Source organism: Gammaproteobacteria bacterium, from assembly GCA_041395725.1.
Lineage (GTDB): Bacteria > Pseudomonadota > Gammaproteobacteria > Pseudomonadales > Pseudohongiellaceae > NORP240.
The window spans coordinates 297,335-323,111 of sequence record JAWKZW010000001.1 but is presented as its reverse complement, the minus strand read 5'-3'; the positions used below and the strand labels follow the sequence as shown (position 1 = coordinate 323,111).

The following is a 25,777-nucleotide window of genomic DNA, read 5'->3' as shown; positions in this document are numbered from 1 at the left end:
AGCTCTCGCGAATAGTGAATAATATATTATCGCCCCGCTCGACAGCGGAGTATTCGAGAAACTAGCACAGCCCTTCAACCTTGGCTAATTCCTCGCCAAAAATTTTCCTGCCAACTGTCATAGGTGGCTATATGCTCAACGGTTAAACCCGCTTGGGCCACTACCCGCTTCAATTCTCCAATAGAAAACTCGTTAACGTGTTCGGCATGCATCAAAGGCAGCTGGCCTGTCAGCCACTTGGCGAGTGCATTATAAGAATTGGCGTTCGGCGTGGTAACCAGCAGCTTACCCTTAGGCTTGAGAATCCTGCCAATCTCCGCCAGTAAATTATTGATCCCGGAGTAGTTGAAGGATTCAAGGTCTTTTATCTCCTGACTATCAACATCTTTATTGTGCTCGATGGTTTCTGTACAAATAACTGGATCGAATTGAGCGTCTTCGAAGGGCAGTCGATCCCGAAGATCCGTTTTGCTTTCAAGAACTGAAAATTGCCGGGATTCGAGAAGATATTCGCCTAGTGGCCCAATACCTGATGACGTAGAGAAGAACAGAAAGCAGCAAGGTTTCCCAGGACACAATAATATCTGCAAGGCCAAGCAGTAAGGCTGCTAGTGGCGCAAAGGCAAACACTATGATGATGTCATTGATGGAGACTTGAACCAATGTGTAATTGGCATCGCCCCGTACAAGTTGGCTCCACACAAAAACCATAGCTGTACAGGGCGCAACTCAAAGTAAAATCATTCCCGCGATGTATTCCTTGGCCGTTTACGGATCAACCAATCCGGCAAATACACATTCGGCCCTCCGATCGTATTGTGACCACTTTGCTTGAGCACCTTGGCGTGGACTATCAGAATTACAATCCAGCCATGGGCAGACCATTGCTGGAGTTTCTTCCATGAGGTTGTTGGTTTGAGATGGGCCTCCTTTTTCTCTCCCTTGAATATATCCCATCGGCGCGGCCTCAATTGAGGCCGCTTATTTGAGGAACATCTGATTCATTGCCCAGACTGAAGCTGCAGTCAGTCACAGTTTGTTCATAAACTGAAGTTAAGCTACTCATCAACAGTGTTTGAAATTAATCGTCAAGACTAGCTGGAGGTCTTTATGAAGCATGCTGCCATTGCTGCTAAACTGGTGAGCCGCCATTCCACAAGCCGTCGAGGGTTTCTGAAACTGGGCGGTCGGTACGCAGGTCTCCTGGCCATTGGCAATTTGCCCTTGTCTTTGCGCCGCCCCTTAAACGCCTTACAGAGTGTGAGTGAATACCCGTTTACCCTCGGTGTCGCCTCTGGTGATCCGACTTCCGATGCCGTGATCCTCTGGACGCGTCTTGAGCGTCAGGCTCTGGGTCATGCCGCAATCACCGGAGAACTGCTGCAGGTTGGTTACGAGATTGCCGATTCGGAGAGTTTTTCCAATATTGTCAGAAGCGGCAGGGCGATTGCCACTCCGGAACTGGGCTATTCAGTGCATGCGGATGTTCGTGGTTTGCTTCCTGGCAGAGATTATTTTTACCGCTGGCAAATAGGCGGAGCGACCAGCCCGGTGGGCCGCACCCGCACCGCACCGCTGGCATCCAGCCAGGTGGATCAGTTTCGCTTTGCGTTCGCATCCTGTCAGCAGTACGAGCAGGGATTTTATACTGCCTACCAACACATGGCTGAGGAAAACCTGGATCTGATTGTTCACCTTGGCGACTATATCTATGAGAGCTCTTGGGGTCAGAACCTGGTCAGAGCGCATGAGGGACCGGAGATAATGACGCTCGATGACTACCGGGCCCGCTATCGGACCTACAAATCTGATCCGGATCTTCAGGCAGCCCATGCCTCAGCCCCCTGGATTGTCACCTGGGACGACCATGAGGTTGACAATAACTACGCGGCCATCGCACCAGAAGATGAGCAGGACCCGCAACAATTTCTCCGACGTCGGGCTGCGGCCTATCAGGCATGGTACGAGTTTATGCCTGTCCGGCTTCCCGTTGGAAGGCAGGGCCCGGATATGCCAATTCACAGGCTATTCCGCTTTGGCAACCTCTTGGAGATGAGTGTGCTCGACACGCGTCAGTATCGCAGTGATCAGGCCTGTGGCGACGGACGTAAGACAAGCTGTGCAGAGCATCAGGATCCTCTTCGCACCCTGTTGGGCGATGCTCAGAAAAACTGGTTATTCAATAACCTGGCGTCCGCAGATGCTACCTGGAACGTGCTGGCCCAGCAGGTTATGATGGCAAGCTTACGATCTCTCAGCCCGGAAGGTGAAGAGCTATGGCCGATGGATATCTGGGATGGTTACCCGCAAGAGAGAGCAGAACTCTTGAATCATCTGGATCAGGTCGGCACTCCGAATCCTGTCGTGCTGACTGGCGATATCCATTCCAACTGGGTTGCCGATCTGAAGAGCGATTTCGACGATCAAAACTCCAAGACTATTGGAACTGAACTGGTGGGAACTTCCATCACTTCCGGAGGGGATGGTCAGGACATGACAGACTACGGCAGCAATCTGCTGGCCAACAATCCCCACGTGAAATTCTACAACGGACAACGGGGCTACGTGTCGAATACCGTCACACCGGGTTCCTGGGTAGCCGACTTCAAGGTCCTGCCACGTGTGACAGTGCCTGGTGAAAATATCAGCACACGTGCAAGCTTTGTCATTGAGGCGGGCCGACCAGGCGCGCAGTCAGCATAAGGAGCCCGCCGTATTGTGCTGGAAGCCTTGGTTGTCTCTGTTGTAAAGTTAACTAATCTGTGATCATTGTCATGAAAACTATGCTACCTTCTTCAACTATGAATTCTCAATTAGTCAAGCGTCGACAGTTTTTGCAATTTGGGGCGGCGGGCTTCCTGGCTTTTGCCGCCAATGGTGCTGTGCGTGCGTCCGGCACCGGTAACGGTAATATGGTCAGCCTGGGCTCGATCGGAGCGCTGCAGGCGCCTGACGAGCATGGCATGATGTTGCCACCAGGGTTCAGATCCCGCATCGTGGCGCGCTCCGGGGAACGACCGGCAGCGGGTTCTGATTACGTGTGGCATGATGCGCCTGATGGCGGGGCCATTTTTGCGGCGGCAGACGGCGGCTGGGTCTATGTTTCCAATGCTGAACTCCGGGAAGGGCAGGGCGGTGTGGGAGCGCTCAGGTTTGATTGGTCCGGGGAGATCGTCGATGCCTACCCGATTCTGCAGGGCACCTCGCTAAACTGCGCGGGCGGCAGAACGCCGTGGCAGACCTGGCTGTCCTGTGAGGAATTTGACCTTGGTCAGGTGTATGAATGTGATCCATTCGGAAAACGTGCCCCCGAGGCGAGGCCGGCGCTGGGTCGATTCAAGCACGAAGCGGTGGCAGTTGACCCCGTGAACCAGGTGCTGTACCTCACGGAAGACTGGCCTGATGGAGCCTTTTACCGTTTTCGGCCCGCCAATTCACTGCCTGATCTCTCCAGTGGTGTGCTGGAGGCTGCGGTTCTTAAGAGCCACAGTGGGCGCATGTACCTGGAATGGGTCGCCGTTGCCGATCCCCAGGCCAATTCCGAGCCGACCCGTTATCAGGTACCTGGCATTATGCCTTTTAAAGGCGGAGAGGGAGTGGCTTATCAGAATGGTAGTGTCTACTTCTCCACCAAACACGACAACAAGGTGTGGAGTTACGACGTCTCAACCCATGAACTCAGCGTGATCTATGATGTTCAGGCTTCCACCAATCCCATACTGAGCGGTGTCGACAACCTGGCTATCACCCCTTCGGGCGACTTGCTGGTTGCTGAGGATGGCGGTGATATGCAGATAGTCGTGCTCACCCCGGATGATCGTGTCATACCCCTGTTACAGATACTCGGGCACGAGCGGTCGGAAATTACCGGCCCGGCTTTTGATCCGTTTCATCGTCGACTGTATTTCAGTTCGCAGCGTGGCAGTGAGGGAGTCAATAGCGATGGTATCACTTACGAGGTCAGCCGGACCCCGGTTTGACAAGCCAGTACAGTGCGCGCCGGTATAAGCTTCAGGTTTCCGGCCGCTGTTCCCGCAGGGGTGGCGTGGCTGACCGGATAGTCCGGCGCTTCAGCGGATACTCTCTTCAATATCAAAAACATAGCCAAACAGAGCCGCCATCCCACAATATAAAAATTCAGGAATGCCATCAGCCGGGTTAAGTTCTCTTGTGTTCTCCTGCATATGGAAATTACGCAAAGGTATATTCTCTCGATTGGCCACTGGTTTAGAAACGGCAGGTAAATTTGCTTTGATTCCGGGCTTAGCTGTCGGGCAACATTGCAAGCTGGATAGCAGCAATCCAAAAGTCTCCAGTTTTTCTCGCAACGAGTGCTGGTTCGCTTTGAGCCGGCTGGCTGCCTTGTTGTTTGGGCAGAGGATCACTACCGAAACCGCCAGATCTTCAATCTTCAGTTCGATTTTCAAGTCACCGCAACCCGGCAGCTCGAATTCGAATTCTGCCGCCCAGCCAGGTACTGCCCGGCGCTGTTTTTTTCGGGATTTTTCCTCAAACAGCCGGATAGCGATCGAACCAAGGCGATCCTGAAAATTAACCGGAAGTTCGAATACCCAACGGCGCTCATAAAATTCGATGGTCTCTTGCTCCTGTTTTCGAGTCGAGGACCTCTGTAAGAGTTCTTCACCCAGTTTGCCTGCCATCAATAGGGAAAAACTACTGCCGACCCGACTGACCCGCTGGTAAAGAGCAAGCCCGCTGTTCTCTAACACTTTGCCGGGGTCAGAGATGCTGGTACCCGCCAGGCTGTGAACAAGCTGAATCAGGTGAGACCTCAGGTCGTTATCGGGCACGGACACGCCTGTAGTTGTCGACGGCTCTACCAATAACAGGCTCGCTTGGAGTAACGCCGGTTTCAAGGTCAAGGGATTTGTCAGCATCTCAGGCACAGCTATGCGATCAATCAGGGCGGCAACCAGCGTGGCGGTGGTTGTAGGCAGCGGCGCCGCTGCCGGTGCTTTTAGGAAGCTCATGAACCCGGCCAGGCTGGAAACGTTGGCCTGAAGGTTTTGCCCGGGCCATTGTTGAATGTTCCGGGAAAGAATGATGCCGGATTGACCCTCCGATCGCTGTGGAGCCGGTGAACGATTCAGCAGCCCCAGCTCAACATAGGGAGAAAGCGACTTGACTACCAGTATGAGGGTCTTACCCGAATCCACTTGCAAGTGTTGCAGAGGTGAATAGATGTTGCCATTGATACGCAGATTCTTCCTGCCATTGTCACCGTTAACAACAGTCGCCAGCAACTGCTGGTTCAGCCTCCAGCCGTTGTAGTCATTTCTGTTGCCGGTAATGCGGGAACTAAGGGGTGGTAAAGCCGGGGCGGGCATGTGGATCATCCATTGACACTGGGTTAATCGGGCTCGGTGTTAGTCTTAAATCCTGCTAACGGGTTGTGCCAAAGCAACGTACATACAGTAGTAGTACGGCAGTCGGCGTTAACTACTTGAATGGGCAGAGTCGCTATCCTGACCTTGTCACTACTTTCCCGCCGACCTGGTTGGGTCCGCGCACAATTGGAGAGCTCTGATATTCACCCGGCTTTTTCTACTGGTTATTGTCGCCAGAAGTTCGTGGAGTTCACCACAGTCAGGGCTCCCCGAATCCTAGAGAGGTTATATAACAAGCTGATAAAAAGACTAAACCTGTAGATGGCACCGATCTTGCTAAACTAAAAAAGCGGCTGTGACAGACTGAGACTGTGGCTGACTTGTTTCGCCTATGCCCAAGCAAACAGCTATTCGCCGCCGCAATGATTGCTGATTATGCGCAGGCCGCAGAAATCTGTAACCATTTAGTGTTTTGTTACCTCTAATAGTAATGGAGACTCGATTTTCAGGTGGTGACCTGCTTTCGGGCCAGGAAGGAACACGATAGTGAAATCGATAACGACAAAGAATATCCATCAGGTATAACCCAGGAAACAAGAACCAAAAGCAAATAGCAAGAACGAAAAAGCAAAAGCAGGAAGCAAATGAACCTGAAGACTACAATTTCAGATACCTCCGGGCAGGACGTCGTACTGGAATCGAAACCGCTGGGCCGTCTAATAACCGTCATGGCATTGCTCGTTCTGGGGCTGCTGCTGGTGGCCTGGATTGCCTTTCCCGTTGTCCAGCGCTGGATGCTGGCCCAGGTATCCGTCGATGCCGATCGACTGCGTCTGGCCGAGGTCCGGCGCGGTGACTTTGTCCGCGATGTGTCGGTGCAGGGGCGGGTTGTTGCCGCGGTCAGCCCCACTCTCTACGCCACCCAGGCCGGCACTATCACCTTTGAAGTCGAATCCGGTGATTCTGTCCATAGTGAGCAGGTGCTGGCGCGGATCGACAGCCCGGAGCTGGATAATCGCCTGCTGCAGGAACGCTCGCGTTTGTCCTCACTGGAGATCGAATTGCAGCGGCAGCGCATCTCAATTCGCCAGCAGCAGCTGGAAAATCAGAAGTCCCAGGATTCCGCGGCCATCGACCTGAAGGCCGCACGGCGGGAGCTGACCCGTGCGGAGCGAGCCTACGAGCAGGGCGCTATTACCGAAGTGGATTACGAAAAAGCCCGTGACGATCTCGAGACGGCAGAGCTGTTACACCGACACTCGCTGATGGACCGGGAACTGGATAACGAGCGCCTGGATTTCGAACTGCAGACCCGGCAGCTGGCGGTGGAGCAGCAACAGTTGCTGGTGGAAGATTTGGTCAGACAGGTTAACGAGCTGGTGATCACCTCGCCGGTGAGTGGCATCGTGGGTAATCTGCTGGTGGATCAGAAAACTAATGTGTCTCGCAACCAGCCGGTGTTGAGCGTTGTCGATCTGTCGGCCTTCGAGGTGGAGATACTGGTACCGGAAAGCTACGCCGATGACCTGGCTCTTGGGATGCAGGCGGAGGTGCGCGCCGGCAATGAAATACACCAGGCCACTCTGGTTGCCGTGTCTCCGGAGATCATCGACAACCAGGTCACCGGCCGGGTGCGTTTTTCCGCCGCCCCGCCGGCCGGCCTGCGCCAGAACCAGCGTCTGACGACCCGTATTCTGCTGGAGGAAAAATTCGCGGTGATCATGGTGCAGCGTGGCCAGTTTATTGACAGCGGCAACGGGCGTGTTGCGTATGTGGTCGAAGACGGCATTGCCACGCGACGGCCGATCGTGATCGGAGCTACCAGTCTGGGCAATGTTGAAATACTGGACGGACTGCAGCCAGGTGAGCAGATCGTGATTTCCAGCACCGAGATCTTTGATGGCGTCGAGTCGGTACTGATTAATAATTGAGGCAACTCGACCCAGGGCTGCCCAGGGAGAAACGTACATGTTGAAAATGCAGGATGTGAGCAAGTTATACCGCACCGAGCTGGTTGAGACCCGGGCGCTGTCGGATTTCTGTCTGGAAGTGAAGGAAGGTGAATTCGTTACGGTCACCGGTCCGTCGGGTTGCGGAAAGACCACCTTTCTCAATATAGCCGGATTATTGGAAACCTATTCGTCGGGGACCTATCTGCTGGACGGTCAGGACGTGGCAGAGCTTGGCGACAGGCAGCGTGCCCGGCTGCGCAATAGAAAAATCGGCTTCATTTTTCAAAGTTTCAACCTGATGCCGGATCTGAATCTGTTCGACAATGTGGATGTGCCGCTTCGTTACCGTGGCATGCCGGCTTCCGAACGGCGGGAGCGCATTGAACAGATGCTGGACTCGGTGGGGTTGCTGTCCCGCAAGAAGCATATTCCCTCCCAGTTGTCAGGAGGACAGCAGCAGCGGGTTGCCATTGCCCGGGCACTGGTGGGTGAACCCCGTTTCCTGCTGGCAGATGAACCTACCGGCAACCTGGATTCCCACACGGCAGCGGGGGTCATGGAATTGCTGGAGCAGGTTAATGACAAGGGAACGACCATCATCATGGTTACCCACGACGATTCCCTGGCGAGTCGGGCGCGACGTAACGTAAGAATCCTGGATGGTCGGATTCAGACCATCGAGCGGGTATCGGGTGGAGCCCGCGAGCCAGTACAGCCTGCCGGCGAGCCGGCGACAGCTACAATCTGAATCTGGCGGGAGGATTCTTGTGATGTTTTTCTATTATCTGCGACTTGGCGCCTTGAGCTACCGGCGCAACCCGATTCTCAGTACTTTAATGGTGCTGGCGGTGGCGATAGGTGTCGGTGCCTATATGGTGGTTTTCACTCTCAATTACGTGATGGGGGGCGATCCCATTCCGCAGAAAAGCAGCCAGCTCTATCATGTCCAGCTGGACAGCGGCAATCCCGACATCGAGTCGGATCCACCAGAGCAGTTGACCTATCTGGATGCCATGGCGCTGAGTAACGCCGAACTGCCGTATCCCAGGACGGTCAGTTCCAAATTCGTGGCTGTGATTGAACCGGAAGGTGAGATCCGCCCCTTCTCTGTAACCGGGCGCGGCAGCTATGCGGACTTTTTCCCTATGTTCAATGTGCCGTTCCTCTATGGCAGCGGCTGGAGCCGCAGTGCCGATTCGGAGCTGCAGCAGGTTACCGTGCTGTCCAGAGAGCTCAATGAACGGCTGTTCGGCGGGGCTAACTCAGTGGGAGAGACATTGGTTCTGCACGGCTATAACTTTCAGGTTGTCGGGGTGCTGGATGAGTGGGCGCCGATGCCTAAATTCTATGATGTTAACAATGGGCCATTTGACCCTTCTGAGGAGCTGTATATTCCCTGGGGGCATATAGTCAACCTGGAAATGCAGCGCTCCGGCAACACCAGCTGCTGGAAGCCCCTGGGCGGCGATGGGATACAGGCGTTTCTGAACTCTGAATGTGTCTGGCTTCAGTATTGGGTGGAGCTGGAAAACGACAGTGAGCGAGCCGGCATGCAGGATTATCTCGACAACTATGTGCGGGATCAGAAGCAGCTGGGGCGTTTTGCCAGGCCGTTGAACAACAATCTGTTCAACGTTAATGAATGGCTGCTCCTGCAGGAGGTCCTGCCTGCCGAAACGCAGATTCTGTCGGCCCTGGCGGCAATGCTGCTGGCGGTATGTTTGTTGAATACCATCGGGTTGCTGTTGTCCAAGTTTCTCAGCAAGTCTGGTGAGATCGGTGTCAGACAGGCTCTTGGTGCAGACAAAATCTCTCTCTTTATACAACACGTGATCGAGGCAGGCTTTATCGGGTTGCTGGGCGGCCTGTTGGGATTGGGGGTCGCGGCGCTGGGGCTGCGAGGTATCAAGACCATGCTGGGAGACCTGCTGGTAACAGACTGGATTCAGCTCAACGGCACGGTAGTGGGCGTCACCATCGTGCTGGCGATAGTCTCGACCATCGTGGCGGGGATGTATCCCATCTGGCGAGCCTGTCGGATCAGTCCCTCCATCCACCTGAAAACCCAATGAGGCGGCAGGTGGAAACCGGGCGTCTGGCAGCGACAGACACATAATCGATTAAATCGCGACGGTACCTACAGGCGGGTAATGTAATCAGGCGGGTAATGTAATGGAAATTGGACCAATATTTCGCGCCATGCTGCGCAACAAGATCGGCGTCTGCCTGATAGCTCTGCAGATTGCCTTTACCATGACGGTGGTAGTCAACGCGATCTATATCATTAACGAACGATCCAGTCTCATGGCAAGGCCCAGTGGCCTCGATGAGGCGAGCCTTTTTTATCTGCGCAGTGTTGGCTTTCAGGATGGCTTCAGCGAGGAAGCAGCAATCGTCGAGGACCGTGCCCTGCTGGAATCCCTGCCTGGAATTGTGGACATGACGGTCATTAATGCCATACCGCTGAGTGGCAGCGGCTCTTCAACGGGTGCCCGTCTGGTACCGGACCCGGCCAGTCCTTATAGCGAAGCGGCTCTGTATCGCGTCGACGAGCATGCTCTGGCAACCATGGGGCTTGAGCTGATTGCGGGCCAGAACTTCAACAGTACCGATGTGCGCCAGATTGATTGGCCTAATTCGTCTTCGCCAGAGCGGGCCATCATCACATCAGCCCTGGCGGAAGCGCTGTTTCCAGGCCAAGGTACGGAGTCTGTGGGTGAAATATTTTACACTGGCAGCGATGACCCGATACAGGTTGTCGGCTTAGTGGATCAGCTGCAGGCTCCCTGGGTCCAGTCTGCCTTCGTCGAGCAATCCATGCTGGTACCTGCCAACATAGTGGATGGTCAGTCGCTCTACCTGGTGCGCACGGAACCAGGCCAGGTCAATGCCATGATGCTGCGGGCAGAGGAGCTGCTCGCCGACAGCAATCCCGCGCGGATCATCATGTCGGTGAGATCCCTGCAGGAGACCCGTGAAGAAAGCTACCGGCTGGACAGCTCCATGTCGCGAATTTTGCAGGTGGTTATCGGTACCCTGGTATTCATCACGTCGATGGGTATCGTCGGGCTGGCGGTCTTTGGTATCAACCGGCGCCGCAAGCAGATCGGCACGCGCCGAGCGCTGGGTGCCACACAGCTGGAAATCATCCGCTACTTCGTCACGGAAAATCTGATTATTTCCGTTGTTGGAGTCACGCTGGGTGCGCTGTTAACCACGGGATTCAATATCTTCCTGGTGCAGGCGTTCAATATGCCGAGGATAGACTGGTATTACATTCCGCTGGGCATGCTGACACTGATTCTGGTTGGATTTCTGGCGGTGCTGGGCCCCTCAAGGGGTGCCTCCAGAATACCGCCGGCGCTTGCCACCCGCTCAGTCTGACGACATCGCCCGAGTGCCGGCACCTCTCTTCACAGATACGCTGGCGTGTCGCGGAAACTGGTCGACAGCGGCCGCGGGTCCTAATGAAAGCCATGATGGTTTTGCTAAACTTTTACGGCGGCTTCCCTGATATAGGTAGTATCCCTATCAATCAGGCGCCCCGGGCCAGTGCAGCTGGGCCGGAAAATCGCAGAGCTTCAGTCATATGGCTACTTTTCGCACCAGTAACGACAAATTGCAGCAGTTTCTCGCCAGTTGCGACCGCAAAAGCTATGGGAAGAATACCCACCTGATTTCACCTGGCGACCCGGCTGATACGCTGTACTACATTGTCAGTGGCTCCCTGGTGGTCTGCCTGGAGGATGAGGACGGCCGCGAGCTGATACTGGCCTATCTCAATGCCGGTGAGTTTCTCGGTGAGATGGGGCTGTTCATAGACCAGTCCACGCGCAACGTGCTGATCAGGACCCGCACAGAAACAACGCTGGCCGCGATCAGTCACGCAAAGATCAGTCAGTTCATGCAGGAAGCCGATCGGGAATCGGCCACCAACCTGCTGGTTGCCATCGGGTCACAGCTCAGCGATCGTCTGTTGCGTACCAGTCGCAAGGCGGGCTTGCTGGCGTTCTACGATGTGGCGGGCCGCATCGCCAGAACCTTGCTGGACTTATGTGAGCAGCCGGACGCCATGACCCATCCCGATGGCATGCAGATACAGGTGACCCGTCAGGAACTGGGTCGGATGGTGAGCTGTTCCAGGGAGATGGCAGGACGGATACTCACCAGTCTGGAGGAGCAGGGGCTGATTACTGTCGAAGGTAAAAAGACGGTTATTGTCCACGAGGCGACGCGCCCCAGTTACGAAAACAGGAAAAAGGTTCCCTGATTTTCCGGCAGCCGGTATGCCCGGTCAGTAAGAGGATTGCAGCGGGCAACACCAAAGGGGTCGTGGTGGTCTCAATAGCCGATAAGCCCCGACTTTCTCAATTCTCCAGCCTTCTCAGGTTGCCGTCCGCCAACTTGCTCAACCGCCAGAGATGGCCCCCAGTATGATAAACGGCTCCCGGCCAGCCATCACCTCGTCCGGCAGGGTTGTATCCAGGGAGTCGTGGGAGATATCTTCCTTGCAGGCGAAGAAGCGTATTTTGGGACGGCGCTGGCCGCTGGCATAGTCGAGGATTGCGCCTCGCAAGGCAGGATGGTGGGCTTCCAGGGCCAGAATCAGTTCCCTTGTCGTACATGGCAGCGGGACAGCAAGCTGCAACTCCGAACCGGTACCGGCGAGGGTCTGAAGCTGGTAGGGTATCAGGACCTTGATCATGTTGCTGCCCGTCCCTCTAGATGAGGGTCTGAACCTCTACAGACAACACAGCGGGGAGGTTCTGGGCAATGGCGACCCAGTTGTCGCCGCTGTCCGCAGAGCAATAAATCTGACCCCCGGTGGTTCCGAAGTAAATTCCGCAGTCGTCCAGTGTGTCCACTGCCATAGCGTCACGCAGCACATTGACGTAGCAATTGCTCTGCGGCAGGCCATTGGTGAGCGCTTCCCAGTCATTGCCGCCGCCGCGACTGCGATAGACCCGTAATTTTCCTTCTGGCGGATAGTGCTCGGAATCACTCTTGATGGGAATGACATAGACGGTGCCGGGTTCGTGGGCATGAACAGCAATGGGGAACCCGAAGTCGCTCGGCAGGTTGCCGCTGATTTCATACCAGTTGTCGCCGCTGTCATCGCTGCGCATGACATCCCAATGCTTCTGCATGAACAGGACCTCGGGCTTGGCTGGATGCATGGCCAGGCGGTGGACACAGTGTCCAATTTCGGCGGTCGGGTCGGGAATATAGTTTGAGACCAGGCCCTTGGTAATGGTTTTCCAGGTCTTGCCCCGGTCGTCGCTTCGAAATGCTCCAGCGGCGGATATGGCGACGAAAATCCGCTCCGGATTGTTCCGGTCCAGCATTATCGTGTGCAGGCACATTCCTCCGGCACCCGGGGTCCAGTTTTCTCCCGTATCGTGCCCGCGCAATCCGGCCAACTCCTGCCAGTTGGCGCCACCATCAATACTGACAAACAATGCGGCGTCCTCAACGCCTGCGTAAACCGTGTCGGGTTCGGTCAGTGAGGGTTCCAGGTGCCACACGCGTTTGAACTCCCACGGATGGGGTGTTCCGTCATACCATTGATGGGTGGTCAGCGGTCGGCCGGTTTGTTCCGATGTGTCGTAGACAAACCTGTTACTCTCGGCAACGGGCTCGTGCTGTTCCTGATCGGCTGTTTTGCCCCCTGAGGTCCCGGGTTGCTGCCAGGTTCGACCGCCATCGTCAGAGCGCTGTATTACCTGACCGAACCAGTCCGAAGTCTGCGAGACGTAGATGCGTTCGGGATTTACGGGGGAGGCGGCCATGTGATAAATCTCCCAGCCGCCGAAAAAAGGCCCTTCAATATGCCAGGATTCGCGCCTGGCATCAGAGGTGAGTATAAAAGCGCCCTTGCGTGTGCCTGCCAGTACTCTGATCTTCCCCATGGCCATCTCCTCGTTTCTTGTTCTCGTTGGATTCTTATGCTTGAACTGGCCTGTTGGTTACCGGGATTACTCAGTAAAGGCCGGATCCCGCAAGGTAGTAAACTTCAACGACAAAGATATGACATCCGTAATAGAGGGAGTCAAGTGCGAATTTTGGGCTTCTGTGCTCCAGCGTCCCTCGCGACAGCCTGGTTGTGCCGAATACGCAAGACTGACCGGTGAAGCTGCCCCAACCCCGCGATTTCTCGACATGGATCAATTTGCAGGGGTCCGTTGGTGGTTAGCATCCTTCAGTGTAAACTCTGATTTTTATTGCTTTCGGTGTATTCAGATGAAACGACGTACTTTTTTAGAGGCAACCGGGTTCGGAACGGCGGGCCTGCTGCTGCCCACCTGGACCAGGGCGCAGGGCGTCCCCGGTACCAACGCGCTGAATATCCCGGGGCTGCTCACAGGTGAGATGGAAAATGGCCGCCGGCACTATCGCCTGCAGGCACAGCGCGGGACAAGTCGGTTCTTTTCTGATCTGAATACGCCGACCCTGGGCTACAACGGTAATTATCTCGGCCCCACCATTCGGTTACGGGACGGCGAAGATGTCACCATGCACGTGCATAATGCCCTTGGCGAGCCTACCACCACGCACTGGCACGGCCTGCACGTACCAGCCAGTGCCGATGGTGGTCCGCACATCGTCATCGAGGCAGGAACCACGTGGAGCCCGGAGTTCCAGGTCATGGAGCACGCGGGCACGTTCTGGTATCACTCGCACCTGATCCACAAGACCGGCGAGCAGGTGTATCAGGGGCTGGCGGGAATGATCATCGTCGATGACGCGGCCAGTGAGAACCTGCCCCTGCCCTGGGAGTATGGGGTCGACGACATCCCGCTGGTGATTCAGGACCGGCGCTTCAACGAGGACGGCAGTTTTCAATACCTGGGCGCTCAAAGCGACATAATGACGGGGATGTTCGGCAATTACATTCTCGTTAATGGCACACTGGATCCCTATTTTGTGCCGACCACCACCAAGGTCAGATTCAGGTTGCTCAACGGTTCCAACGCCCGCACCTACAACCTGGCATTCAGCGATGGCCGCACTTTTCAGCAGCTTTCCTGCGACGGTGGATTTCTGGATTCAACGTTCGAGATGAGAGTGGTGGAGCTGGGGCCGGCAGAGCGATGTGACATCGTGGTGGATGTCAGCGACGGTAATCCGGTCAACCTGATCAGCTTACCCATGGCTGCCGACTCACCCTACATGCCCCGTGGCATGATGCGAAACATGCATCCCACCAATACCGAGCGCCTGCAGATTCTGGCGCTGCGTCCGCAATCGGGTCTGACGCACTCAGTTGACCTGCCGTCGCAGCTGGTGCCCCTGGTCCGCTTTGAGGAGCGGGGTATCGACAACACCCGGCGTTTTACCCTGTCCATGGCAATGGGCATGGGTGGCCGGATGATGCGTGGCGGTGGAGGCGGTGGTGGTCGTGGCGGTATGATGGGCCGCGGCGGTGATCAGTTCTTCATCAATAACCAGGCCATGGACATGTCGGTGGTTAACGAATCAATCCCCATGGGTTCTACTGAAATATGGGAAATCGTTAATGATTCCATGATGATGCACCCGTTCCACGTCCATCATGGGCAGTTTCAGGTAATGGACCGTAATGGCCGGCCCGTCCATGCCCATGAGCGGGGCTATAAGGACACGGTCAAGGTGGGGCCGGGAGAAACTGTCAGGATCGTGATGACTTTTGATCATTTCGCCGATCCGGAACTGCCTTATATGTTCCATTGCCATATTCTCGAACATGAGGATCATGGCATGATGGGGCAGTTCGTGGTGGTTTGACCTCAGAACAAAGGGTTACCGAAGCAGGGATGCCGGGCAGTGCTGTCTGCGGCTCCGCCGACTGCCCCGGACAGGGCGGCGAAGCTGCTTGTGCTGCCGGGTTTTTTCATTCACGCTTGCTGCTGATTCTGCCCTCTGAGTGAGCCATGTCTGAAGAGCTGTTTCAGCAGTTTCTCGTTATTCTCGGATTCTCCCTGTTCGCGAGTGTGCTGTTCCGCAGGTTGCGGATGGCAACGATCGTAGCCTATATAGCCGTCGGTGCCGTTATCGGGCCTTCCGCGCTGGGGCTGGTTGAAGATCCCTCCCGCTTCAGTTTTCTGGCGGAATTCGGGGTTGTCTTTCTGCTCTTCACCCTGGGCCTGGAATTCAATTTCAAGAAAATGCTCGCCATGCGGTTCGCCGTGTTCGGCGTCGGCGGCCTGCAGGTGGTTGTCTGCACGCTGCTTTTTGCGCTTGCGGTTTATGTCTGGGGAGCCAGCTGGCAGGTGGCTGTTCTGGTTGCCGGATCTCTGGCCTTGTCCTCCACGGCCATCGTTACGCGGGAGCTGGTCAATAACCGGCAGATGCACAATCTGCACGGTCAACTGTCTATCGCCGTGCTGCTGTTCCAGGACCTGATTGCCGTGGTGTTTCTGATATTGGTTCCGGTGCTGGGGCAGGAGCAGGGTGCTTCCGTGCTGGGTGGACTCGGCGAGGCCGGTATCAATGCGCTGGTGCTGCTGGTGCTGTTACTGGCGGTGGGCAAATGGGTGCTGCCAGTCGTCTACCAGGAGGTGGCAAAGGCCGGCTCCGATGAAATATTTCTGCTCAGCACCCTGGTCATCGTGTTACTGGCCGCCTGGCTGACCCACAGTTTTCATCTCTCCATGGCGCTGGGAGGCTTCGTCACCGGCATGATGCTGGGAGACGGTCCGTTCCGCTACCAGATACAATCCGACATCAGGCCGTTCAGGGATATCCTGCTGGGCCTGTTTTTCGTGATCATCGGCATGGGACTGGATCTGGCGCTGCTGTTGGAATACTGGCCGCGGATTCTGCTGTTTACCTTGGGTTTGCTGGCGATCAAGGCCCTGGTGGTGGCGGTGTCGGTACGTATTCTCGGTTTCGGTACGCAGGATGCGATCAGTGTGGGGTTTAACCTGGCGCAGGCCGGCGAATTCGGTCTGGCACTGATGGCGCTGGCGACGCTCAGCGGTGCGGTGCCTGCGGAGCAGGCATCCTTTGTCAGTATCATTGCCATTTTCAGCATGATTGCCAGCCCCTTTCTGGTCCGCAACGCGTCCACCTTCAGCCGTAAACTGGCGAAATCTGACAGCTCAGCATCCACTTACCGTCCGGTGCAGCTGGACTTGAAGGGGCACGTCATCATCGGTGGTTATGGACGCCTGGGTCGTACGCTGACCCAGTTTCTTGAGTGCAACAACCTGCCCTATATTGCCATCGATACGGATATCGACGTGGTCGAGAAGTATCGCAAGGAAGGCAAGAATATTGTTTATGGTGACAGCCATAATATGGAGATTCTGCAGCATTGTCATCTGTCCGCAGCAAGCCTGGTGGTGTTGACCTTCCGGTCTCTTGAGGAGGGCAAGGCGGCGATCAGCGGTATCCGGCAGCGCCATGCCGGTATTCCGATTATTGTCCGTTGTCTGGAGCATGGAGGGTTCGAGGAACTGATTTCTATCGGGGCCAACCAGGTGTTCCCGGAGCTGCTGGAATCCAGCCTGCTTGTCAGCCGCCAGGCCCTGGAAATGCTGAAGGTGGATGAGCGGGAGATAGAGCGCCAGATCGGCGAGTATCGCGACCAGGCTAACACCAGAGCGGTATAGAACCGTCTGATCGGCGATCCAGCGCGCGGATGAAAATCGCTGCGGTGATAGCTGCAGGTCCAGAACAGCCCCTGGCCGGTGCACTTCTTTGCCAGCCTGGCCGAAGTTACGCGGCGGAATGCAGGTCCTGGCGTGCCGCCGACTTGTTTTCATTACGTGCCCTCAGGCGCGCGATAACAGTATCGATGGCCCGGTCAAACAGGACATTCTCACTGATCTGCCTGACGGTACCTGCCTCGAGCTCACAGGCCACATCGGTTACCGGTTTTTCCAGCACCTTGACACCCTGACGATTGACGAACACGTAACAGTCTGGATTCGAGATCTTGGCGGCCAGAGTGCAGTGGATGGTATGGGCACCGTCGACGACGAAATCCATCCAGACCCCGACGGGCAGGTTTTTTGCCTCCTGCAAAAACCGCGGGTCGGCCGGTAATCGAACCGGGGCGGCTGGAGTCTGCAAAGTTTGTGGCTGAAGTCCTGTGACTGGTGTTTCAGCCGGCCGGGTGACGGCGTCACCCGGAGCCTGATTGAAGCTTTGATCCTGGGCCTCTCGCAGCTGTTTCAGGATGCTTTCGATCTTCTGTGTGTCGAGCCTGGCGACCCGCAGGGCCTTGCTGATATTGGATGTCAGCTTGTCGTTGATCGACGCCAGTTTTTCTCGATCCACTGGAGACTTACCGGGTCGAACGCTCCAGACCAGCAGGTCGATTGTCTTCATGATCGGTTTCCAGTTGTCACCGCCGGTGCCCTGAGCAAGGATTATCTCGACCAGAAAATCTCTGATATGGCTTTGCAACAGCTGAAGAATGCCTGGTGGAAGCGTTTCGTTCTGAACCCGCTCTCTGATCTTCTGATCTGCACGGTTGCGTGCCTCGTCCAGCCGTTTCTGGCACAGTACCCTGGGGTCTGACGTTGTCTGGGCGGCGGGCTGACGGCCGGGTTGAATCTGTTGACGCTTGAACTCCGCCAGCTTTGTCAGCAGCAGCAGGGCTTTTTTCTGATCAGCGTTGTCTTCGGCAATAAATTCCAGGGTCAGGTCTCTCGCTTTCAGGTACAAGGGGTCCTGTTCCAGTTCATCAGAGAGGGTGGTGCTTGACCTGGCTTCCGCAAGTTCGTTCAGGAACTGACGTATCGGGTGATCCGGCTTGTCCCAAAGACTCTTATCGGATAACGACGCCTTCAGTACCGTCAGTGAGGTGCGCCCGATCAGCATTCTGATCGCTTCCGGGACTGTTACATCATCCCAGATCGCTTTGAATAACAGATCTGTCGCTTCAATACTGTCATGCATCAGGCTGGCGGTGGCCACCTTGTGAGCGTCGTTGTGCATCAGAATCTGCAGCAGGGTAAATACATCACGCTGGTTGCTGCCGGCTGTGGGTTCCAATGCCGAAGGTTTGCTGAATGCCCGCTCGTTGGGGTCGGTCTTGTCCCGGGAATTGCTACGACGGGTCCTGATATCGGCCTTGTCTCGGCCCTGAACGTCAAGGCCGGGCAGTATGCCTTCGGTCTTCAGGAAGGCGTTGACCTCCTGCAGAAGAGACTCCAGCTGATGGAATACACAGCGATTGAAGTTGCGATACAGGGTGAGTTGAGCTTCGGGACTTAAGTTTATTGCCTCGACGCTCACTTTAATTGCCTCACCTATCTGCGCCGGGTCCAGAGGGTTATTTGATTCATCCACAATCTGACTGGCAAACAGATCGTTCAGGCGGGTGGTCAGACGCAAAAAATCGGCGATATCACAGTTACGGGCATGGGTAATCATACCCTCCAGGGCAATGATGGCTTCCAGTTGTTCGTTGTCTATCAGCTTCAATGTTCCGTATTCCACCTGCGGGGCGGGGGCCGGATCGTGACCCAGAAGCTGATTGAAGCAGCGTGATATTTCCCGCTGAAACTGTTCGAGAACCTGATCCTGGGTTTTGACCAGCCAACGGGCATCACGTTGCCGGGCCACGCTGCCGTCCCCACTGAGCGTTGCAATAGTATCGGCAAGTGCCTGCCTTACCCAGCCTGCAAGTGATCGGATGGCAATGCTCCGCACACTTAGCAGCGTTTTCTCCTTAGACTCAGTCACAGCTAATCGTCTCCGGGCTGATTCATCTGGCTTGAATTCGGACCGAGCGCTATCGACCCGACTTTGTCCGGGCCCGCGCCTGTTTGTGTTAGTTACGACAGTTCCTGGGAAATTATTGAGCATTTTTTGCAAGGCCCGCTGAGGCCAAGCAGGCCGTGCAGCAGCCTCTGTGAAAAAGTTGGGACAGCGGTGACGTGACACCGTGCTGGGAAGCGGAGTTTTTGTAGAAGGGAGCAGCGGTACAGTGAAAAAAAGCCCTCGACCGGCTACTGTCGATCGAGGGCCAGATCTAGAGAATTGAAACAGGCTAAAATTTTAGCCCGAGAGAGATCATGTAGACCCAGGGATCAACATCCACATTGGCCATGACCCTGCCCAGTGCCGAGCTGAAACTGGCATCGGTCTCCAGGTCGATCTTCCAGAACGAGGCATTGATCAGCCAGTTGTCACTGATTTCCCAGTCAACACCACCGCGCCAGGCGATACCCCAGGAGTCGTCTAGTTTCAGGCTGCGGGCGCCAAGTTCGTTGCGGGCGAAGCGATTCAGTGACTCACTGAAAAACGTGGTGTAGTTGACGCCTACGCCCACATAGGGACGAATGGCCGAGCTGGCGTTACCAAAAAAGTAATTGGCGGTCAGGGTGGGAGGCAGGTGTTTGGTACTGCCCAGATCTGTGGTTTCAAAGTCATAGGCGCTCAGACCCTGCGCCTCAAGGTCATGCTCGAAGGGTGTTGCGGCCAGCAGCTCAAAGCCGATGTTGTCGCTGTACATATAGACCAGATTGAGACCCAGCTGGGTATTGTCGCCCACGTCGGCACCGGTCCCGGGCAGTGCCCCGGTTGCCGTGGTTGATATCAGGCTGCTGCTGGCGTCCGGGTCCACGTTGGTGGCGCCGACCCGAAGAATCCAGTCTCCGGCCTCATGGGCGAACGCAGACTGGCTGAGGCTGCCAAGCAAGGCAACCGACGCCATGGCTGTGGCTAGCAAGGTTTTCTTCATATTACTCTCTCCCGATTGTTCCCAAACAGATAACACTGAAAGGCAGACTAGTGCGGATCGGAGCCAGCGGTTTTGACCTGTGTCAGGGAAAGTAAAGTAACTTTTTATTAGCCTCCTGCTAAGGCATCGGCAGCAGACAATCTTCAGCTGATTGCCTCCCAACAACCCGCATTGATCCGGCAAAAGCATTGCCAGAGACTGACAGTAATCAGCAACTGTGCGGTGAGAAGCGCAACCGCTGCCGGTCAATGATCAGGAGTCGTTGGCGTTTGCGCTCGTCGGTGCGGCGCTAGCCGCTGTAAACGGTTTTGATGTTGACGAACTCCCGTATGCCGAAGTGGGATAGTTCGCGGCCATAACCGCTCTGCTTGATACCGCCAAAAGGCAGCCTGGGGTCGGAACGGACAAAGTCGTTTACCACACAGGTTCCAGCTTCCAGGCGGTGGGCGGCGATGTGCCGGCCCTTGTCGGCATCGCGGGTAAAAACCGCGGCCCCGAGACCGAAGTCTGAATCATTGGCTTTGCTGATTGCGTCTTCTTCGTCCCTGGCGGTGATCACACTGGCAACCGGCCCGAACAGCTCTTCATGGAACGCCGGCATGGACTCATTCACGCCCGTAAGCAGCGTGGCGGGATAAAATGCGCCGGCCCCTTCAGGCATCTGACCACCGAGAAGACACCTGGCACCCAGCGCGATGGATTTTTCCACCTGCTGATGGAGTTCATTCCGCAGATCTTCTCTGGCCATGGGGCCCTGGTTGGTCTGCTCCAGCTCCGGATCGCCAGCCTGATATTGCTGTAACTCCCGCAACAGCTTCTGTTCGAATTCCTGCTGAACTGCAGCTTCAACGATGAGCCGTTTGGCGGCGATGCAGGTCTGCCCGTTGTTGGTCATCCGGCTGGTGGCGCAAACCCTGGCGGCCAGATCCAGGTCCGCATCCGCCAGTACCACGTAGGCGTCGCTGCCGCCCAGCTCCAGCACGCTCTTTTTCAGGGCTTTGCCGGCTGCTGCTGCCACCGCCGCGCCAGCGGCACCGCTGCCGGTCAGGGTTACGGCGCTGACTGCCTTGTTATTGATGACCCGTTCCACGTCCTTGCTGCCGATCAGAAGAGTGCTGAACAGTCCGTCCGGCAAGCCGGCTTCCCGGAAAACATCCTCAATCGCCAGCGCGCAGCCGCTGACGTTGCTGGCGTGCTTTAACAGGCCGGCGTTGCCGGCCATCAGGCCGGGGGCGGCGAAGCGAAACACCTGCCAGAAAGGAAAGTTCCACGGCATGACGGCAAGAACGACACCCAGGGGTTCGTAACAGACAAAACTTTCCGGCGCCTCGGTCATGACCAGGTCGGGAGCGAGAAACTCGCCGGCCTTGTCGGCATAGAACAGGCAGCCATCGGCGCATTTGTCGATTTCTGCCAGTGATTGCGCCAGGGGTTTGCCCATTTCCCGCGTCATCAGCATGGCATAGGAATGGCGATTCTGCTTGAGGACATCGCCGGCCCGTCGAAGTACCTGGCTGCGTTCTTTAATCGGTACCTGGCGCCAGCTTCTGAAGGCCGCGTCGGCGTTGCTGATCAGCTGATCGACTTGTTCTGCGCTGTGTGGCTCGTATTCGGCAATGGGCTGGCCGGTTGCCGGGTTGATGGAGGTTAATGTCATAATACTTTTCCGTGGTTGGCTGGTGAATAGTGATGTGGTGTGCCCCGCCTGCGGCTGTCGGCCCGGCCGCAGCGCCTAAGGGCCGAGCATCAGTTCCGGCCTGACCAGCTCGTCATACTGCTCTGCGGTCAGCAATTCGAGCTGCAGGACTGCCTCTCTGAGAGACAGGTCATTCTGCAGAGCGAAACCGGCCGCCTTGCTTGCCTGGTCATAACCAATGTGCGGACTCAGCGCGGTTACCAGCATTAGTGATCGGTCGGTATAATAATCCAGCTGTCGATGGTTGGCGTCGATTCCCGCCAGGCAGTGCTGTGTGAAACTGCGGATACTGTCGGCCAGTAATTCAATGGATTCCATTAACAGATGGATGATCAGTGGCTTGTAGACGTTTAACTGAAACTGCCCCTGGCTGGCCGCCATGCTGACCGCTGTGTTGTTACCCATTACCCGCAGACAGACCATGGTCAGGGCCTCTACCTGAGTGGGATTGATCTTGCCGGGCATTATCGAGCTGCCTGGCTCATTGGCCGGCATGGTTATCTCAGCGAGCCCGCAGCGTGGGCCGGAATTCATCAGACGAATGTCGCTGGCCATTTTGAACAGCTGGCTGGCCAGCAGATTCAGTTGCCCATGGAGGGCCAGCAGTGCGTCATGGGAGGCCAGTTGGCTGAATTTATTGGCGGCCGGGCGGAAACCTGTGCTGCTGAGTGCGCTGATGGCTTCGACTACCGTAGCGGCCCAGCCGACCGGTGTATTCAGGCCGGTGCCGACCGCTGTGCCGCCGATTGCCAGGTCACGCACGGGTTCCAGGGCTGCCGTAACCTGTGCCACGGCAAACTCTGTCTGCGCACGCCATGCACCGAATTCCTGACCCAGGGTTATTGGGGTGGCATCCATCAGATGTGTGCGGCCGGATTTGATGCGCGCGGAGAATTGTACTTCTTTAGCGGCTAATGTCTGGTGCAGGGAGTTCAGGGCCGGCAACAGGGAACGACTGATCAGCCGATGGGTGACCACATGCATCACAGTGGGGAAAACATCGTTGGACGATTGGGAACGGTTGACGTGGTCGTTAGGATGCAGAGGCTCGTAGCGACCCGGTGGATTACCCGCCAACCGATTGCCGATATTGGCAATGACTTCGTTCAGATTCATGTTGGTCTGGGTGCCGCTGCCGGTCTGCCAGATCGACAGTGGAAACTGCCCGTCGTGGTCTCCCGCCATGATCTCCCGGCAGGCCCGCTCAATCAGTTCCGCGCGTTCTTCGTCCAGGTTGCCCAGCCGGGCATTGGCCCGGGCGGCGGCAAGCTTCACCAGGGCGAAATCATGAATAAAGTGACTGGGAAAACAACTGGTGCCAATGGCAAAGTTCAGCAGCGAGCGCTGACTCTGGGCTCCCCACAGTTTGTCGCTGGCAATGCTGACCCTGCCGAGGCTGTCCTGTTCTTCACGCGATCCGGCCATAAACGACAACGAATTCCAGGGTTAGGGAGCCTCTGACAGCTTGTTTACGACATAAGGCATGATGCCGCTGCTCGTGTAGTACGCAACTTCCAGGGCGGTGTCCAGGCGGCAGTGGAGTTTACAGATTTCCATGGCCCCGTCCGGATAGTGGATGGTCATCCCCACTTCCATGCCCGGGCGCACCGTTTCCAGGCCGGTCAGATCGATGGATTCGTCGCCGGTCAGTTTGAGGGTCTTCCTGGTCACGCCGTCCGGAAACTGCAGGGGCAGAACCCCCATGCCGGCCAGATTGGAACGATGGATGCGCTCAAAACTCTCCGCGATAACCGCTTGGACACCCAGCAGGCGCGACCCCTTGGCCGCCCAGTCGCGGCTCGAACCAGTACCATACTCCTTGCCGGCGATCACGACCAGCGGGGTCCGGGTCTTCTGATATTCCATGGCGGCGTCGTAAACCGCCATCGCGTCGCTGTGGCCGGCAAGACGGGTGTAGCCCCCTTCGATGCCGCCAAGCATCTCGTTGTGCAGGCGGATATTGGCAAAGGTACCGCGCATCATGACTTCGTGATTGCCGCGTCTAGAGCCGTAGGAATTGAATTCGCCTTTCTTGATACCGTGGCCCAGCAGGTACTGACCCGCAGGGCTTTGTTCGGCAATCGATCCGGCCGGGGAGATATGGTCAGTGGTCACCGAGTCACCGAGCAGGAGCAGTATCCTGGCAGCCTTGATGGCATCCCCTGGTGCTTCCAGGTCACAGAATGGCGGCTTCTGGATGTACGTGGAGGCATCATTCCAGTCATAGGTCTTGTCGTCACCGGCCGGCAGTGCGTTCCACTCTTTGTCACCCTCGAATACCTCGGCGTAATTGCGAATAAACATATCCCGCTGGACCTGCTGGACGGCATTGGCGATTTCGTCGTTGCTTGGCCAGATGTCACGCAGGTAGACAGCCTGACCCTGGCTGTCGGTGCCGAGGGGTTCACTGCTCAGATCAATATTGGTGGTGCCGGCCAGTGCGAAGGCAACCACCAGTGGCGGCGATGCCAGCCAGTTGGCGCGTACCTTGGCATGAATACGTCCTTCGAAGTTCCGGTTGCCCGATAACACGGCGGCAACGGTCAGCTTACTCCGGTCGATTGCTTCCTCGATAGCGTCCGGCAGCGGCCCGGAATTGCCGATACAGGTCGTGCAGCCATAGCCCACCAGGTTGAAGCCAAGCTGGTCCAGGCTGTCCTGCAGACCGGCACTTTCCAGGTAGCTGGAAACCACCTTGGAGCCCGGTGCCAGGGAGGATTTTACCCAGGGTTTACGGGACAGCCCTTTAGCCAGGGCCTTCTGCGCCAGCAGCCCGGCTGCCATCATGACGGCGGGGTTGGAAGTGTTGGTGCAGGAGGTGATTGCTGCAATCACCACATCGCCGTCTTTCAGGTTGTAGGCCTCGTTTCCGACGTGGGTCTGCTTGACCAGTTCGCCCTTGAGCTGATCTTTGAGCGCTTGTGGCATGTTGGTCAGAGGGACCCGATCCTGCGGACGTTTGGGGCCTGCCAGGGAGGGAACTACCGTATTCAGGTCCAGTGCCAGGCGGCTGCTGAAATTCACCTCGTCGTCATCCCTTCGCCACAGGCCCTGCGTCCGGCTGTAGGCTTCCACCAGCGCGATAGTGTCGGCACTTCGGCCGGTCAGAGCCAGGTAGTCCAGAGTCTTCTGGTCAACTGAAAAGAAAGTACACGTGGCGCCGTACTCGGGAGACATATTGGCGAGCGTGGCCCGGTCCGCCAGGCTCAGGGATTCCAGGCCGGGCCCAAAAAATTCCACGAATTTGCCAACCACGCCATGCTGGCGCAACATCTGCGTGACAGTCAGCACCAGGTCGGTGGCGGTGATGCCTTCGCACAGCCGCCCGGTCAGCTTGAAGCCCACGACTTCGGGAATATTCATTGATATAGGCTGACCCAGCATGGCCGCTTCTGCTTCGATGCCGCCTACTCCCCAGCCCAGTACGGCCAGGCCGTTGATCATGGTGGTGTGGCTGTCGGTGCCGACCAGGGTGTCGGGGTAGGCGGTGAGCGTGCCGTCTACTTCCGCAGACCATACTGAGCGGGCCAGATATTCCAGGTTGACCTGGTGACAGATGCCGGTACCTGGCGGTACCACGCGAAAATTATCGAAGGCCTTCTGTCCCCAGCGCAGAAACTGATAGCGTTCCCGATTGCGCTGCATTTCCATCCTGACGTTATCGCGGTAGGCGGAATCGACAGCGAAGCGATCCACCATTACCGAATGGTCGATGACCAGGTCGACAGGGTTGATCGGGTTGATGCGGGATGGATCTCCGCCGCGCTCTGCCACTGCGTCGCGCATGGCCGCCAGATCCACCACGGCAGGAACCCCGGTAAAGTCCTGCATCAGGACCCGAACCGGCATGAACATGATTTCCCGGGACTGGAACTGGGACTCGCTCCAGTTGATCAACGCTTCGACATGGGAATCATCAATGATTCGGCCGTCACAATTGCGTAACTGATTCTCCAGCAGAATCTTGATCGAGGCGGGCAGGTTGGCAACCTCCCCGAAGCCCTGCTCCTCAAGGGCCTTGAGACTGTAATAGCGGTAGGACTTGTCGCCGACCAGCAGTTCCTGTTGGCAAAGCTCTTTCAATTGGCCCTCGTGCATTTTTATT

The 25,777-nt window shown here is 56.4% G+C and carries 18 protein-coding genes and 1 pseudogene; 9 read left to right on the top strand and 10 right to left on the bottom strand.

The window, feature by feature from the left end; all coding sequences use genetic code 11:
* Nucleotides 1-74 precede the first annotated feature (74 nt).
* Both R3F50_01355 and R3F50_01350 read right to left on the bottom strand, forming a co-directional pair.
* Nucleotides 75-578: a methyltransferase domain-containing protein gene (locus tag R3F50_01355; protein ID MEZ5488947.1), complete on the bottom strand. Its 504-nt coding sequence runs from the start codon at nucleotides 576-578 to the stop codon at nucleotides 75-77.
* Nucleotides 532-795 (bottom strand): annotated as a pseudogene (locus tag R3F50_01350) (arsenical-resistance protein). Before R3F50_01350 ends, R3F50_01355 begins: the two are co-directional and overlap by 47 nt.
* 315 nt (nucleotides 796-1,110) lie before the next feature.
* Here R3F50_01350 and R3F50_01345 point away from each other — a divergent pair.
* Entirely contained in the window at nucleotides 1,111-2,703 is a 1,593-nt protein-coding gene (locus R3F50_01345; GenBank protein ID MEZ5488946.1) for an alkaline phosphatase D family protein, read from the top strand.
* Between the two features lie 98 nt (nucleotides 2,704-2,801).
* Nucleotides 2,802-3,980 carry a DUF839 domain-containing protein gene (locus R3F50_01340; protein ID MEZ5488945.1) on the top strand — a complete coding sequence of 393 codons (1,179 nt, stop codon included), beginning with the start codon at nucleotides 2,802-2,804 and terminating at the stop codon, nucleotides 3,978-3,980.
* A 90-nt stretch (nucleotides 3,981-4,070) separates the two neighbouring features.
* On the opposite strand, the gene R3F50_01335 is transcribed toward R3F50_01340, so the two are convergent.
* Nucleotides 4,071-5,348, bottom strand: coding sequence for a flagellar hook-length control protein FliK (locus tag R3F50_01335; GenBank protein ID MEZ5488944.1), 1,278 nt, complete (start codon nucleotides 5,346-5,348; stop codon nucleotides 4,071-4,073).
* Between the two features lie 644 nt (nucleotides 5,349-5,992).
* Here R3F50_01335 and R3F50_01330 point away from each other — a divergent pair.
* From R3F50_01330 to crp, 5 genes are all read left to right on the top strand, one after another.
* The gene (locus R3F50_01330) at nucleotides 5,993-7,279 is read left to right on the top strand and encodes an HlyD family efflux transporter periplasmic adaptor subunit (protein MEZ5488943.1); all 1,287 of its coding nucleotides are present in this window, start codon (nucleotides 5,993-5,995) and stop codon (nucleotides 7,277-7,279) included.
* A 37-nt stretch (nucleotides 7,280-7,316) separates the two neighbouring features.
* The gene (locus R3F50_01325) at nucleotides 7,317-8,048 is read left to right on the top strand and encodes an ABC transporter ATP-binding protein (protein MEZ5488942.1); all 732 of its coding nucleotides are present in this window, start codon (nucleotides 7,317-7,319) and stop codon (nucleotides 8,046-8,048) included.
* Between the two features lie 22 nt (nucleotides 8,049-8,070).
* Nucleotides 8,071-9,372: an ABC transporter permease gene (locus tag R3F50_01320; GenBank protein MEZ5488941.1), complete on the top strand. Its 1,302-nt coding sequence runs from the start codon at nucleotides 8,071-8,073 to the stop codon at nucleotides 9,370-9,372.
* A 100-nt stretch (nucleotides 9,373-9,472) separates the two neighbouring features.
* Nucleotides 9,473-10,684 (top strand): FtsX-like permease family protein, encoded by a 1,212-nt coding sequence (locus R3F50_01315; GenBank protein MEZ5488940.1) that lies wholly within the window; start codon nucleotides 9,473-9,475, stop codon nucleotides 10,682-10,684.
* 205 nt (nucleotides 10,685-10,889) lie between these two features.
* Nucleotides 10,890-11,570, top strand: a complete 681-nt coding sequence (crp, locus tag R3F50_01310) for a cAMP-activated global transcriptional regulator CRP (protein MEZ5488939.1) — start codon at nucleotides 10,890-10,892, stop codon at nucleotides 11,568-11,570.
* 138 nt (nucleotides 11,571-11,708) lie between these two features.
* Here the strand turns inward: crp and R3F50_01305 are convergent, their stop codons facing one another.
* Nucleotides 11,709-12,005, bottom strand: a complete 297-nt coding sequence (locus R3F50_01305; GenBank protein ID MEZ5488938.1) for a MoaD/ThiS family protein — start codon at nucleotides 12,003-12,005, stop codon at nucleotides 11,709-11,711.
* Between the two features lie 16 nt (nucleotides 12,006-12,021).
* Nucleotides 12,022-13,209 carry an exo-alpha-sialidase gene (locus tag R3F50_01300; GenBank protein MEZ5488937.1) on the bottom strand — a complete coding sequence of 396 codons (1,188 nt, stop codon included), beginning with the start codon at nucleotides 13,207-13,209 and terminating at the stop codon, nucleotides 12,022-12,024.
* A 331-nt stretch (nucleotides 13,210-13,540) separates the two neighbouring features.
* Between R3F50_01300 and R3F50_01295 the strand changes: the two genes are divergently transcribed.
* Entirely contained in the window at nucleotides 13,541-15,064 is a 1,524-nt protein-coding gene (locus tag R3F50_01295; protein MEZ5488936.1) for a multicopper oxidase domain-containing protein, read from the top strand.
* Between the two features lie 146 nt (nucleotides 15,065-15,210).
* Complete coding sequence (locus tag R3F50_01290) at nucleotides 15,211-16,893, top strand: cation:proton antiporter (protein ID MEZ5488935.1); 1,683 nt, start codon at nucleotides 15,211-15,213, stop codon at nucleotides 16,891-16,893.
* Between the two features lie 106 nt (nucleotides 16,894-16,999).
* Here R3F50_01290 and R3F50_01285 read toward each other — a convergent pair whose 3' ends face one another.
* From R3F50_01285 to acnA, 5 genes are all read right to left on the bottom strand, one after another.
* Nucleotides 17,000-18,976 carry a DUF1631 family protein gene (locus R3F50_01285; protein ID MEZ5488934.1) on the bottom strand — a complete coding sequence of 659 codons (1,977 nt, stop codon included), beginning with the start codon at nucleotides 18,974-18,976 and terminating at the stop codon, nucleotides 17,000-17,002.
* 307 nt (nucleotides 18,977-19,283) lie between these two features.
* Nucleotides 19,284-19,976 carry an OmpW family outer membrane protein gene (locus R3F50_01280; GenBank protein MEZ5488933.1) on the bottom strand — a complete coding sequence of 231 codons (693 nt, stop codon included), beginning with the start codon at nucleotides 19,974-19,976 and terminating at the stop codon, nucleotides 19,284-19,286.
* A 289-nt stretch (nucleotides 19,977-20,265) separates the two neighbouring features.
* Nucleotides 20,266-21,633, bottom strand: a complete 1,368-nt coding sequence (locus R3F50_01275; GenBank protein ID MEZ5488932.1) for an NAD-dependent succinate-semialdehyde dehydrogenase — start codon at nucleotides 21,631-21,633, stop codon at nucleotides 20,266-20,268.
* A 75-nt stretch (nucleotides 21,634-21,708) separates the two neighbouring features.
* Complete coding sequence (locus R3F50_01270; GenBank protein ID MEZ5488931.1) at nucleotides 21,709-23,097, bottom strand: class II fumarate hydratase; 1,389 nt, start codon at nucleotides 23,095-23,097, stop codon at nucleotides 21,709-21,711.
* A 21-nt stretch (nucleotides 23,098-23,118) separates the two neighbouring features.
* Complete coding sequence (acnA, locus tag R3F50_01265; GenBank protein ID MEZ5488930.1) at nucleotides 23,119-25,770, bottom strand: aconitate hydratase AcnA; 2,652 nt, start codon at nucleotides 25,768-25,770, stop codon at nucleotides 23,119-23,121.
* Between the last annotated feature and the right edge of the window lie 7 nt (nucleotides 25,771-25,777).